The following is a 15,583-nucleotide window of genomic DNA, read 5'->3' as shown; positions in this document are numbered from 1 at the left end:
AGCCGCTGGGCCAGAGCACGCCGGCTCCACTCGAGCCGCATACCCGCCGGACGGTCGGGAGCGAGCTCCCGCAACCGCGCCATCTCCGGCTGCCCCTCGCCGATCATGCGCGCCACCAGCCGGCGACGCCACCCCCGCCCGAGCGGATTGCGGTCGCGTATCCGCCACCCGTCCGAATCGCCGGCCGCGCGGGCCATCGTGCGGTGCTCCGCGGCGACCCGCTCCCGCAGCGCGGTCAGGGCGGGACCGAGCTTCGGCGTATCGGCGGCCGGGGCCGGTTTCCCCTTCGACCCGGATACAGCCGAAGACGACCTGTCCGCACCAGGGGTGTCGGCGAACAGGATATGCGGGTCCAGCGCTCCGGAGGATTTCCGGCGTAGTCCCCGCGGCGGCATCGCCATCGGATGCACTCCCGGCACGAAACCGGGCGTCTCCGGGGGCGTTTGTGGCGCGCCACCACGACGCTGCGGTTCCGCCGGCGGTGCGGCCGTCGGCGAATCATGGGCCTGCGGCGCCGTCCCGGCGTCACCGGAATCCGGGTCGGCGACCGATGGCGGCGTGACCGAGGACGGATCGGACGGCCCTTCTTCTGCCGTCGAATTGCTCGCCTGCTGGACGTTTCGTGTGTACTCGCTGCGTTGTCCGTCGGCGAGCGAGATGAGGAACCCGAGTCCGAGATAGTAGGCGACAGCACCGGACAGCTCTTCGACCGCCGCTTGTGGCACACCGGTCGCACGCAGCCGGGCGTAGACGGGGTCCGGATCCGGTGGTGTCTCCGGGTCGGTGTTCTCGAGCAATTCGGTGGTGAGCTCTGCGGCCTGCTCGGCAGGCAGCATGGCGTGCAACAGCTCGGAGACCTTGGCGCGCCGGCCGCTGAGGTCTTCCCGGGCCCGCGCTACACGCAGGTCGAACACGCGGGCAGCGGCGGTGTGGTACCGCTGCACCGCTTCCTCGATTTCGGTGAGCGACTCGGCGGCCACACCGGCGGCGCGCAGCCGGGCGCTCACACCCGCGGTGTCCTCCAGCAGTTCCGCGGTGAGCGTGCCGAGCGAATCGACGGGCAGGCCGGCGCGCTCGAGTTCGGCATTGCGTATCTGCTGGATCGACTGCAGCAGGCGGGGTCTGATCCGTTGCGTCACCTTGAATTCCGGGTCGAGCTGCGGCCGGATCCGTTGCGTCGCCCGGGATTCGTCGAGGAGGTGTTCCCGACGATTCTCGGGCACCGCCTCGCCGACCAACTCGACCAGGCGCCCCCGCAATGCGGCGAGTTCGTCGAGTTCGGGTTCGGCCGCGGGAGGCCGCATCTTCGTGACATTGACGGCCAGGCCCTCGTCGTTCTCGGAGAACGAGGCCTCGGCCTTGTGCTCGTAGGTCTCGGACCGCTCTACACGAGGGTTGTTGAGCAGGAAATATCGCCGCTCCGGCTCGTTGTAGCGAGTGTTGGCGTACCAGCTGCCACCGGAGGCGTAGCCACCGCCGTTGTTGATGGTCCAGCCGGATACCAACACCGTGTTGACGGCGTCGACCTCGCACAGCATGGCGGCGAAGTACGCGCCCAGGTTGGTGAACACCGAGTCGATGGCGAAGAAGTCCGTCCCGATATCGGAGCGCTGCGCGGTCAGCAGGCCGAGTGGGGAGAGCACACCGAGTGGGGAGAACTCGAACACATCTCCCGGCACCACACTGCTGTCGATCGCCTTGCGCAGCAGTCCTTCCCCGGTGACATTCCGGAAGCGCCGCTTCGCCGAGGCGACGACAGGGGCAGGCCATTTCAACCACGGCGCGCAGGTATCGACCACCTCCACACCGCGGGTGGGGACGTTGTCACGGAGCAGGCCGTCGCCATCCAGCCGCAGCGCCCGGTTGTATTCGAGCTCCGGCTGGTTCCCCTTGTACACCATCCGGCGGACAAGCATCGTGACCAGGATGTGCAACGCCATCGCCGGATACAGGCTCGAGCCGCCGCCCAGATCGATCCCGGTCTCCAGGATGCCCGGTTCGATTTCCATCGCCGCGAGCAGCCCGAACATCCCGTCCAGGATCCGCACATCGTCCTCGTAGATCCGGTCCACGACGTGCGGCGGAGTCCAGCGCCGATTACGCCGGTCGAACACGCCGGGGAATTCGTCGCGCCCGTAATTACGCAGAATGTATTCGATGGTGTCCCAGTAGCTGAACGCGGCGAGCTCGCGATTCGGCTCCCAGGTCCACAGCTGTTCGAGGGTGACCGGCACGAGTGCGGCCGTAGCGCCGTCGACCCAGTGCCGGGGGTTGTTCTGGTGGTGCACCAGCCAGTAGTGCTTCATCACTTCGAGCGGGTCACTGGCACCGGGCACGAGGGGAACCAGATTCCACAGGCTGCCGAAGGCCCCGGTCTCTTCGGTGTACTGCTGTATCAGGTGCATCACCGCACCCAGTTCGAATGTGTGCACCACCCGGCGGTTGGCCCCCGGCGCCAGCAGGCCGTAGTCCTGCGACGTCGCTTCCTTCGCAGCCTCCAGCATACGTAGCACGGTCTGCTGCCCCGCCGGAGTATCACCGTGCTGCTCGGCCAGTATCGCCGCGTATTCGACGACCTGATCCGCCGTGATCGCCTCGTCTTGTGGAACACCGAACACGACGCGGACCAGGCCCTCGAGGGTCGGCAGTATCGGCCAGTAGGTGCGGACCGATTCGGGAGAGAGCCCGGATGCCTGCGCGAATGTCTCGATCAGCCGGTACAGCCGCCGAGTCGGCCACGTCGCCCAGCGATCCGCGATCGGTTCCGGCGCGGTGACCATCGAGGCACCCCCAGGAGCGGTAACCCGCACCCGCTGCTCACTGCCCACCACCCACGCCCGGGCCCGGGCGTGGGCAGGCCGGTGCTCGGTGAACAGCTCGGTCAGCGACTGCCGCAACGACAGCCTCGCCGACTGTCCGATCGCGAGCGTCGAGAGCGCAGCGGCCGCATCGGAATAACGGCCCTCGGCCGAGGGCAGCTCGACAGTGATGCTCGGCCCCGGGTCGTTCTCGGCCGGACCGCGCTCGGGGTCGACCTGATTTTGAACCAGTAGCTCGACCTCGGCACCTGACTCATGGTGGACGGTGAGAGTGCGGGAGCCCATTACCTGCTTGCCCGACACCGTCCACGTTGACGAACCGCTATGCCCCAGATAGCCGGCCACCACGGATACCGTGTTCGAGAACGCCTCGAGCGTGTTGTCGAGCTCGAACCAGCGACGCCGGACCACAGCCGCTCGCAGTTGGTCCGGATAAGCGGGCGCAACCACGACCTGCTCACTCCACGACAGATCGGCGCCTTCGGGCACACCGTGCACAGTCACCTGGGTGGCGCTGCCGGACCCGCCGATCAGCGCCCCGCGGAACGGGTCCGCACCGACCCGGTCACCGACCGAAGCCATGGTGAGGAACGGCTTGTCGGCATCGGCCCTGCGGGCATCGAAGACCATCCGGTCGACAGCGCCGGCGAACCGATCGCGCGCCTCGAGGCCTTCGGCCATCACGTGCCCGGTGATGACCGCATCCGGTGCCACACCCTCGCTGTTCGTCACAGCCAGCACGGCCACACCTGTTTGCGGATCGTAGGACACCAGCCACGCCCGCCACGGATCGCCGAGTTCGGCAACCCACATTTGCAGGGCACGCCACGCGACAATGGTCTCCAGCACCCGGGCCGAGCGGGTATACAGCGCAGCGAGTTCCGCCCTGGTGGCCTCTTGCTCGGCCTCGACAGTGATGTCGGTCCGCGCGCCGTTCAATATCTCCATACGGTCACGGACCAACAACATCATCGACGCCTCGTGCCGCACGGGCCACGGCGCGTCGGTCGCCAACACGACCTCGGGGCACACCCGCACCATCGCATCTATTTCATTGCGCGACAACGATTCCCACGACGCACCGGTAGCCAGCGCAGCCTCCGCCTGCCGCGCCGAACGGTGTTGCTCCGGCGTGGCCGGACGCGGGTCGGGCAGCGCTGCGGCGGCCCGGTCCGACCCGGGAACACCGTCACGCCCGGAACGGTGCACCGTGCCGGACAGAACAGAGCGGGACGCAGCCGAGACTTCCGATATCGATATCGCGCTGTCTCCCCGGCCGCGCGAGTGCGAGGCCCAGGCACTGTACGAAAACCTCCCCAAGGCTGCGGCACGCGGCAGTTCCAATATCCCGGGTCCGAGCCCCAACCATAGCGAGTACTCGCTGCGCATCGCCGAATTGATCGCCATCTGCTGCTCGCTGGTGAGCGCCGCGTCGACGAGGTCGGTGATCGACGAGTCCGATCCCGGCGGGGCCAACTGCTCATCGGGCAGCCAGAGCAACAACCGGAGCAGCTTCAGCTGCACGGGATCCATACGCGCGGCCATAGCACGCAACGCGGTGGTCGTCACCGGGCGCACATCCTCGGACACGGCCACCACCGGGGCCCACTCGGCGAGGCACACTTCTCCCAACAAGGCGACAGTAGCCTGGAACCGGCGATCGCCGACCGGTTCCTCCTGGCTCCAGAACCGCTCCAGTTTCATGGGCAACCGCAGCTCCCCGGAAACGATCCGGCCCGCCAGCCTCTGCCCTTCGGATGTCCACAACAGTGCCCCGCGTTGCAGCAGATCCGGATCCGTTGCCAGCGCCGCGCGAACCAACGGCGTGGCGACCTTCGCCATCACGAGATGGTGCAGCTCCCATGCCTGCTGATCGTCGAGGCCCATGACCTCGGCGACTTCACGCGCGGACAGGCCCGCGATCCGCATCCGCAGGTAATCCGCCTGCTCCCCCATGAGGCTCCGCGAGACCGACCGCAGCGCGGACACCACCGCTATGTCCGGGCCATCCGCGACCGCGCCGGTGGAACCGGATTCGGGGAACCAGGCGGGCAGCCAATCCATCGGAACCGCTACGGTCGCGGGTTCGCCCGCCACGAGCCGTTCGGCGGGCCCCAGCAGGTAGGCCTCGGCTCGCCGTAGCAGCGCCGCGTGGTCGCGCAAACGTGCCCGCACTTTCTCCACAGCACTCACCAGCACCGCGTGTTCGGACTCGGCGATCGGCTCACCGCGGCGCACCCGTCCCAGGGCGTCACGCTCTTCCGGCGTCGGAGCGGCAGAGCTCGCCTCGCCGCCGACACCCACGGACAACGGGCCGCTCAGTTCGATCCCGGCGACCGCACCGGCCACCGACCGCACGGTGTCGCGCACCACCTCCTCGTCGAATCCGCTCTGCGGCAGTGTCTCCGGCTGTCCGGAAAGCAGATCCACCACCTGGCGCCGACCGGGACGCAAGCCGTCCACCGCAGCCGCGAGCACCGCCGCATCCGCATCCAGCAAGATCGGCTCCAACACCGCACGCTCGGTCGCCGGAAGCGCTCCCACCAGACCTCGGCGCGCCCGGTCGGCCCAACCCACCGGATCGCCCGCCACCGACAAGGCCAGGCCGGTCAGCCACGCGACCGGATCGGTGTCCGAGCCGAGCAACGGCATCCGGTTGCCGGCGAACTCCCGGACCTCTTCGAGCAGAGCATCCAACAACGCCCGATCGGAATACCGTTGCGCCAGTGCCGCGCGCACGACGCCGGCATGCTGCTGCCACAGCTCGTCGAACGTCACAGCCGGCCCGGTACCGGGCTCATCCACCCGCGCCGTTCGCTGCTGGTCGGCGCCCGGGTGATCGATATCGGTCACGGCCGGTGCGGCCGTGCTGGGCGAGGCCGTGGGTGCGGGTGCGGCGGCCTCGGTCGAGTGTGCCGGTTCGCTCGCGATCGCCGCGGCGGCTCCACCGCTGCCCGGTTCCGCCCGGAAAACGCCGCGCATCGCCGGTGCGTACCTGCTCGTATCGCCGAGTGGCTCGGCCTGTCGCCTTCCGGCCGCGACGTTCTCGTCGGCGTAGGCGATCTCGAACCGAATGCCGGCGCCGTCGACGAGGATCGCGAATTCCGACGGTGCGCTCAACCGCGGCAGCACATCGGAGGCCAGTTCCTCGGCTGCGGCCTGCGCGGCGTCCAGATCGGCGGCGGAGCTGCCCATCATGACGTCGCGCACCAGATCCCGGATCACCGCGACCGCCGCGTCCGGGGCGACCTCGTGGGATATCGGCATATGCCACGCCTCGGCCGGCCGCGCGGACCGAGACCGCGGATTCGCCATCTCCTCTGGTGAGTAGAACGTGACCACCCAGGCCGCGAGACCGTGCTCGTCCGGCGAGAACTGTTCCTCTCCTCCCGGGAAGTCGTGGGATTCGAGCACGCGGAACGATTTCACGCGCGGATCCTCGCGGAGGATCCGCAAATACGGTTGGCGCAGGTAGGCCGTATTCGGGAACAGTTCTTCGCCCGAGTAGTAACCCTTGCCCTTACCTGCCGGACCCTCCTCGTCCTGGTCGTTCATCACAAAAGCCACGATCGAACATTCGGTCGCCGCCGCCAGCGCCCGCTCGAATGCTCCGAGCGCGGTATCGAGTTCCCAGCTGAGCGAGTCGTGGACGAAGGTCATCTCGGTCGCCGCCCAGCGCCCGTCCTGCAGCGTGAAGACATTCCCCCTGGTGGGCGTGGAGTTGTTCAACACCTCGGATATGACAGCGTCGGATCGTTCGTCCGAGCCGGCATCCTGTGCTCCGGGATCATGATCCGGGTAGTAGCGGGACATGATCGCCGCGCTCGCGGGTACCCATTGCCGCCAGATCGTGCGGGTATCGAACATTCGAGGGATGCCCTGGGCGTCGATATATTTGAATACTCCCGGCCCGGGACCGTACATCGCCTGGGCATACTGCCATTCGTCGGCGTTTCCCTCGTAGATGAGCTGTTCGATACCGTTCCGGACGAAGGGATCCAGGGCCAGCGTATATCCGAGCGCGTTGCCCCCGCCGATATTCCCGATGTTCTCGAACTGTCCGGGGCCGAATCCCTCGGCGTTCAGGAACCGGAAGATGCCATCGATCAGCGCGAGGTCGTGGCTGAAGATCCGGTACCGGAACCGAGCCGGGACGAGCATGCCCGGTCGGTCGTGGTTCGCGGGCACGAAGACACCATCCACCCACTCCCCGACATAGTTGCGCAGAACGTATTCGCTCGGATCCCATTCTTTGTCGGCTTCGAAGCCGTCCTGCTGATTCGTCTGGTCGGCGGCGGACACTTCCGTCAACTCGTCCAGGGAATGGACGAGATAGTCCGGCGCCTCCTCGCGTACTTGTCGGTAGCGCATCACGAGGTGATACGGATCCCACGATTCCACATATTGCCGGGCGACGAATTCGAAGAATCGGAAAGACCGCTCCTCCGCGTGCGGCCACTGTGCAACGATCAGCTCCTGCAGGCGCGCGACCTCGCCGAGCATCACCGTATGTTCGAGGTATCCGCGGCTCGCGGAGTGCAGGGCGCCCAGACGTTTTCCGAACCCATAGAATCGGGCTATTTGTGCCGCGTCCAGCAGTTTCCGGACCTCGGTCCGCGAGTTGTCGGCAACGGATTCACCGCGATGGGGTGCGATGATCTGATGCGCGAATTCGCGGATCAGGTCCGAATCGATCGGAGCGGATTCGTCCAGGTCGTACCGCGCACGTGCCAAACGCTCCACGTCATCCAGTGCCGGAATGAGCGTTCGGGCGGTGCCCGCCGGTAAACCGGTGAGATCCATGATCCGGTGCAAACCGGCGCTCCAACCGGCGAACTCACGCAACTGGCGGATACCCGGTGGGAACCGGTCGAGGTCGTCTTCGGCCCGATAACGCGCGATCGCCGACAGTACGGCCCGCACGTCCACCCCCACCCCCGGCAGATCCGAAGGCCAGTCCACGACCATCCGAAGCCGCTTACCGAACTCCTCGGCATCGGGCACGAACGACTCCGGATCGCCGTACTCCTGATTGAGCCAGCGCACCAGGCCGCCCAATTCGACAAGCGATTCCGCCCCCCGGTATTCGGTGGCCAGCGCGAGCAACGCTTCCCACCGCACGGGGTCGGCGAGACCGTCGAGGTACTGCTCCGCGGCAGCCCGGAAGCGCCGCACTCGCCACGATCCGTCTGCTCGCACGGCCGCCAGCGCGGCCCGCACGGAATCGGAGTCCTGCGAGTCCACCGGCAATCCCAAGGAGTCCGCCAACTCCACGACCCGGTGGCCCAATCCGGCCAGATCGGTGATTGCGTCATACGGATCATCCGAGTGAAGCGGAACCGATCCCTCGACGTGTCTGCCCTGGTGCCAGACCGCGATTCCGAGACTCTGCTCCTCGGGCTCGATCCGCAGCTCCAGCCCCATGTTCCCGCTGCTGTGCACCTCCCGCACGGCGCGATCGGCGTCGTATACCCGCACGGCGATATCGCTGGCCGCGGCCGCCACCTGCTCGGTCCCACCCGACTGTCCGGTTACCAGGAAGCGCACCGCGTCGTCGAGGTGATGCGGTTCGGTGGTGTCGTCGAGGTAGCGCCAGATCACGATGCCGGTACCGGCCGGAGTATCGGTGATCGTCACCGAGTCGTGCTGAGACCGGTTGGCCACGACCAGCCGCACCGACGGCGTGCCCGATTCGCCGACCTCGACCGTCAACTCCACCCAGGGCAGGCGGAAGGGGTCCAGATCGTATCCGTTGTCCAAGCTGCGTTCACCGAAGTACGCGACCGCGCGCTGGATCTTCTCGCTCTGCGATTCGAACGCGAGGCCCGTCATCCGGCCGATCAAGGCGTGTACCTCCGCGAACCGTAATCCGCGCCGTTCCAGGCGGCCCACCAGTGGTACCGCCAGCTCGGCGCGCATCGCCCGCGACTCGTCGCTGCGGCTCAGATGGAAGGTCAGCGGACGATCGATGTTTTCGCTCGGCACCTCGACCGTCACCGCGTTGCCGCGCACCGTCAGGGTCAGCGTAGCGGCCGGAGCGGCCGTGGCACCGGGGTAGTCGAGCACCCGGCGCAACAGGTCGTGCGCTGCCGCCGAGGTCAGATCGACCCGCTCCTGCGGCCAGCCGCGCAGCATCTGCGACACCGCGGCCTCGACCCGCTCTACCGCGGAATTCGCCGACATTTCGTGCCGCGGCACGGTCACTGTTGTCGACGACACGCCATCCGGTGATGTGGTGACCTCGACCGAAGCGCTACCGGCCGGCTGGTGCGCTTCCCCAGGCTCGTCTGTCCGCGCCTTTCGCGTCGGGTCCGGCGCGGCTGCTCCGCCGCCATCCGCGTGAACCGTACCGAGTCCGCGGAACAGTGCCCGCTGCTCGTGTCGCAGGCCTTTCCAGTGGTAGAAGTCGTCGAAAGGACGATCGATATCGACCGCGGCCGGTTCGACACGGCCTCCGCGTGGCAGGGAGCGGCCGCTGGTCCGCGTTTCCGGCCCGCCCTCCACGGGTCCGGTCGCGACGGCGCTTTCCGAACGCCCCGCGGCCGGGATTTCCCCGTAGCGGGCGCGGGCCCGGGCCGCGACGCCGCGGTACAGCGCGGAGAGGAAGTTCGGCGTGCCCGGGGCGGCGTCGACCAGATCGATACCCATGATCTTCAACGCGATCGCCACTTCGTACAGCGAGTGATGTTGCAATACGACGAAGGCGATCACCGCGAAGAGGAAGTCTTCCCGGTCCGCACCGTGCGAGAGCAGATCGGCGGGGGCCATGAACCGGACCGAGCTGCCCGCGATCCCAGCGGTCACCGGGATACCGCGGGCGATCGCCGTCTCCCGGAACCAGGCGCTGCGAGTGTCGAATTCGACCAGAGCTGTTCCCGGGCGCCAGGGTAGCGCGATATCGAAGTGCGCGAAGTCCGTGTCCGGCACGGCCTCGGCCGCGATCGGGCCCTGATCACGGAAGACGAGCACCCGGTCCACGACAGCCGCACCGGATTCGTCGCGCCTCCGGCGACCAGCGGAGTCGTAGACGTAGAGCACCTCGACATGTCCGTGGTCGTCCCCGGCATCGCGCAGCAACACCCGTTCCAGCTCGGCGACGTCCACCCGCCCGCGTCCACGCTCACGCGGCAGCGGATATTCCGGGTCGAGCACGGTTCGGCGCAGCAACCGCAGCTTCTCCGGTGGTACCGCCGCCAGTTCCCTCTGCGATAGCGGCATGCCGAGGTCCGCCAGGTTCCGCACGGTGAACGCTCGGCGTCGCTGCGCGGCGGGAGCGCGATCGGGACTGGTGTCACCTCTGCTGCGGTAGTACTCGTCCAGCGCGGCCCGCGCCTCGGCGGTGGGCAGCGCGAAGTGCCGGATATCGCGCAGGTCCTTTTCGGTGATCTCGGTGCTGGAGCGGGTGGCCGACGCCCGTACCCGGCGGAGCATCTCCACATCCAGGCCCGCTCGGGAGGCGAGTGCCTCCCACTCGGATTTGTTCAGGAGCGCGGCGAGACCTTCGTTCAGCGTCGTTCCCGCGGCACTCTGCACCTCGGCGTTACGAACCAGCGCGTTGAGGATCGCCGACATCAGTTCGCGCAGGTTCCCGTCCCGACGCAACTCCTCCAGCGATACCGATCGCGATACCGCACCACCCCACAGATCCGGGTTCCGCACGGTGGGCGGTGCCCCGGGCACGTTGTAGACGTAGAAGGCGGAGTCGATCTGCTCGGGTGTCGCCCACGGATGCAGCTCGGTCAGTACCGCCCGCAACCGATCCAGCATCGCGACCGCCGCCTGCCGCACTTCCGGACGGTGATACAGCATCCGCACCAGCGCTGCCTCGTCCCGGGTACGCAGCTGCCGCCAGTTGGTGCCGCCCGCCTCGGTAGCGCGCGACACCCCCGGTCGGCGGGCAGTTCCATCGACCACATCGGATCCACGCGGCGCGAGACCCCCACCGGCCGGACGGATACGGATCACAGGCCAGCTGCGCTCCGACGGCTCCGCAGTGAGCCACCGCGGACTCGTCTTCTCACCCTGCTGACGTTTCGGCTGCGGCGCGGGGAAGGCAGAGGCAGCACCGAGGGTGGGGTTACCCACCACACCCTGCTCGGAAGCGAACATATGCGGTCGGGGAATCAGAACATCGCGGTGCTTGCCGCCGATGATGTCCGCGAGACCGGCTATACCGGCCGGATCCTGGGGCACGACCGGCGGCGGCCGGCTCGGGTCGAACGCCTGCGCGGCCGTCGTCATGCCCGGGCCGAAAGCGTAGAACAGGTCCGGCCGCCGGCGGCGGGCCGCGCGGGACGCGAGCTCCGCACGTGGGGCACCATCCGCCGTACCCGCGAAACCCGTCTCGGGTCCTGGTACCGGTCCGCGTCCGCCACCGAGCTGCGGTCTCGGCTCCGCGGCCCGTAGCCGATCGGGCGATATGGTCCCGGCCGTCTGCGGCATCAGATAGCCGTACTCGAAGTTACGTTCGCCATCGGTGAAGCTCCGCGTGACGACCCGGGTGAACCCACGGCCGAGGGCCAGTCCGGGAATCCCGGTGACGGATTCGACCCACAACATCCGAGTGCCCCCGGGCGCCAGAAATGTTCCCAGATCCCTGAAATCGAATCGTTGCGAGGGGATATGGCCGATATCGGCGGCGCTGTATCCGGGGTTGAAGATGATGGTTCCCGCTGGGCTGCCGCCGTCCGGCAGGGACGGGATCGTGATGAAGAAGTCACGATCGGAGCGGCGGCGGTGCATCGTCTCATCGACACGACGGACATGCTGTGCCACGTCTGTCGGCGCGGCCCCTGCTTCCTCGGCACCGGTGAGGTAGTCGTCGGCCGCCGTATATCCCAGTGGGCTCGTCGAAACCGCGCCCCTGATCCAGGCCAGGGACTCACGAACCTGTTCTGGGAAGGGCTCCTTCCAGTACCGCCGGGCATACTCGACGGCCTCTTCGCGGCTCCCGAACATCAATGCCGACGCCGACAGCTCCGCGAGGGCCACTTCGTGCTTACGCTCCAGTGGGAGAGCAGCGAACTCTTCCTCGTTCATCGACGGCCGGTATTCGAACGCGAGGGCCCGGTTCGCTTCCTGTGCCCCCACCGGCGCGGCGGCCGCGTTCTCAGGGGACACGATCCGGCCCTGCAGTACCGTGACCGGCGGGGCGAGTTCGCGGAGCTCCGCGTCCAACCGGTTGACGGTGTCGGCGTAGTGCACGAGCATGTCGAGCTCCAACACGTCGGCGGCGAGAGCGGCCTTTTCGGAATCCGACCCGAGCGTCAGGAGCTCGAGCCGATCCGCGTCCAGACCTTCCGGATCCTCTCCGAGGTCGGCCAGCATCTCGCGTGCCGCGTCCCGCTCTTGCCGTAATTCCTCCAACCGCGGCGCGCCGTTTTCGGGCCGGGCGGGATCGAGCTCCAACTCGTCGGGCCGGACTCCCCGTACCTCGGCGAAGTCGTCACGTATCTCCCGCGCCTGCTCACGCTCCTGCTCGAGCCGCGTTCGCCGCGCCGAATCCGCTTTCTCACGGCCGCGTACCGGGTCCGGATTGTGCGGACCGAACGCCTCCACGATCCACGGTCCCTCATCGGGGCGGCGGGCCGGCGCCGAACCGTCGACGGTTTCCGATACCTGCCCCGGCTCGGTGACCGGACCGTTCGGAGCCGGATCGTTCGCGGCCGGGGAAGGCGAATCCGCGAATCCCGGATCGGTGATATCGGGACCCGGGTCGTTGAGCGCGGGATGCCTGCGGCCGACAGTGACGATGCCGATAACGGCTTCGCCCTCGGCCGGCACCGAACCGTCGACGGTTTCGGGTACCTGACCCGACTCGGTGACCGAGCGGTTCGCGGCCGGGGAAGGCGAATCCGCGAATCCTGGATCGGTGATATCGGGACCCGGGTCGTTGAGCGCGGGATGCCTGCGGCCGACAGTGACGATGCCGATAACGGCTCCACCCTCGGCCGCCGCCCGATCCCCGACAGCCGTCTCCCCCTCGAGTGGCGGAAGGGGGGGCAGGCTCAGATCTATGGGCGTCAGCAATATACCGCGCGCCCGGGGGAACCCGTAAAAGACTACACCCGAGGCCGGCGACCGATATCTGGCAGCCGCTTCCCTCTCGTGTGGCGGAACGGAGGGGAGGCTCAGATCTATGGGCGGCAGCAATATGTCGCGCACCCACGGGAGTTCGCTCACGGGTGGGTTCGGCCAGTCCCACCGTTCGGGGTCCGGCGGCCGCAGGGCTACGGCGAGTGGAACGGAACGCGTACGGAGCATGCTCAACACCGCCGCAGCGTTGCGAAGGTCAGTAGCCGTAGCGGGATGAGCGGCATGCTCCGCCAAGGCCTCGAGTCGTTCGGGCACCAGGCGTTGTACGACTCGGACCAGACTCTCGGCAGTAGGCGCTCCGAACTCCCGATACAGAAGATACTCGGGGTAGGGCAATTCCACCGTGACAGAGACGGGCCCCTCGGTGCGCGTCAGAACCAACGATTCCGGTAAGAACGGTTCTCCCCGCGGCAGCAAAATCCGGAACGCCTCGAATAGAGCGATGAGAGCGAGGTCGTGTGAATCGGCGGGCCGGGAGGAAAGCAATCCGTGCAGTATGGTCGTGGCCGCGGCGCCCTCGATCCGCCGCGGAAATTCCGGAATCCGGCGATCGGCGTGCGCCAGATGGATCACGGCATATTTGAGGGCATACACAACCTCCGCGTAGGCCATCGTGAACCGCTCCGGATCGAACTCGCCCCTCCGAGGAACGATCGCCTCGGGCGATGAGTCGGAGGGCGGCGGGACGGGAGGCAGGCTCAGATCGACAGCCGCCAGCGATACGTTGTAGGCCCAGGAGTGAATGTACGCGGGCGGATTCGGCCAGTCCCACTGTTCGGGGTCCGGCGGCCGCAAGGCCTCGGCGAGTAGAACGGAGCGAGCACGGAGCGTGCTCAACACCGCCGCAACGGCGCGAAGGTTGGCAGCTGTACCGGGATGAGTGGCGTGCTCCGCCAAGACCTCGAGCCGTTCGGGGACCAGGCGTTGCCCGACTCGGGCCAGGCTCTCGGCAGTAGGCGCTCCGAATTCCCGATACAGAAGGTACTCGGAGTAAGGCAATTTCACCGTGACAGCGCCGGGCCCCTCGGTGCGCGCCAGAACCGACAGCCTCGATGAGTTCGGTTCGCCCCACGGCAGCAAAATCCGGAACGCCTTGAATAAACCGAGGAGAGCGAGCTCCGGCGAATCGGCAGGTCCGGAGGCAAACAATTCGTCCAGGTCGAACGAACCGGTGGGCCAGAAGGAAAACAATTTTTCCAGTACGGTCGTGGCCGCGGCGTCCTGCTCGGTCTGCCGCGGAAATTCCGGAATCCGGTGATCGGCGTGCGCCAGATGGATCACGGCATATTTGAGGGCATACACAACCTCCGCGTAGGCCATCGTGAACCGCTCCGGATCGAACTCGCTCACCCGCGGAACGATCACCTCGGGCGACGAGTCGGCGGACGAAACGGAGGGCGGGCGCGACACCTCCGGCTCGCCGCCTGTCTTTCCTGCTCGCTTCCTCGGCGCAGGCGTTCCACCACCACCGTCCGCGTACTCCACACCGAGGTCACGGAACCGTCTCCACTGCTCACCCCGCAGAGTCCAGCGCTCGAGCGGGCGATCGGGATCCACCACACGCGGCTCCACACCGCCGCCGCGAAGCGGAGAAGATCGTGAAACCGGCGCTTCGGCAGCGGCCGCATCGCGGGTCGCCGGGGGTGTGGACTGCGCGGCCTCGGTGGATTCGCGCTGGACCGTGATGGAAACGGTTTTGCCCGCGGCCGCGTCACGTGCCAGCTCGACGCGCAGCACGTTCGCGTATTTGGCGATGATGACCGCCCCGCGGCCGTGTTCCCCGGTTTTGCGGTGACGCATCGAATTCTCGTCGCCCTCGGCGCGTTCCGGCGCGGAAGTGCGCTCGGATTCGATCGCGCCCGAATCGAATTCGATCGCGGGAAAACTCGGCTTCTCCGAATCCAGAGCCGCGAAATTCTCCAGCCATCGATCCACCGCTTTCAGATCGACCGCTGCGCGCGGGGCCGTGTCCTCCTCCGGGTCGACGTTGCTTTCCAACCGCCAGGTGGGCAGTCCCCGTGAGTGATCGACCACCGTCAGAACGAACCGATCGTCCTCGAGGTAGCCGCGGACGACGACGTCTCCATCGGTGTGCACACCCGCGTTGGTGACCACTTCGGAGGTGGGCCACAGGACCTCGGTGATCCGGTCCTGCCCCCACCCCGCGCCGGTCAACAGGCTTTCGGTGGCGGAGCGGACTCGCCCGGAGACATCGGTGAACTCGATATCGCCTCGCGAGAAACGGAATTCGAACGCGGATTCGGCCACCGACAGCGACGGGTCACCGGGACCTTCGGTGGCGAAGAAGGTGATCCACCTGCTGCGCCGGCCACTCTTCGACAGTTCGAACCCGCCATTGGACAGCGGGGTGCTGTCCCACAGCTCGACGACCCCGCCGGGTCCGCCGGCCTCGTTGCGGGCAGGAAGGATCCGGCTCTCGTCCACCACCGCGACCGACATCCAGCGCTCGGCACCGGTACCGCCCTGCGTCGACTCGACGACCACCCGGCTTTCGGCGGTGCGCAGCATCGCCTCGACCATGTCCTCCGCGGCCGCCGGATGCCCCGCGACCGGCCAACCCTCGAGTGCACGGCGAACCCCGGCGCGAGCGTCGGCGATACGCTCGGCAAGCGGCCGGCTCGGGTCCGCGGTGAACAACACCACGGGAT

At 67.6% G+C, this 15,583-nt stretch carries 1 protein-coding gene (running past both ends of the window); it reads right to left on the bottom strand.

Every position in this 15,583-nt window falls within one protein-coding gene, locus tag ACYR7D_RS09940, for a GntR family transcriptional regulator, read on the bottom strand. The gene is 89,373 nt long; 51,784 of those nucleotides lie to the left of the window and 22,006 to its right, leaving coding positions 22,007–37,589 in view, spanning codon 7,336 (partial) through codon 12,530 (partial); reading right to left, the first codon wholly in view occupies window positions 15,579–15,581. Both the start codon and the stop codon lie outside the window.

The sequence above is a fragment of the Nocardia sp. X0981 genome (genome assembly GCF_977089955.1).
The sequence above is the reverse complement of the archived record's forward strand: the minus strand, read 5'-3'. Positions and strand labels throughout refer to the sequence as shown.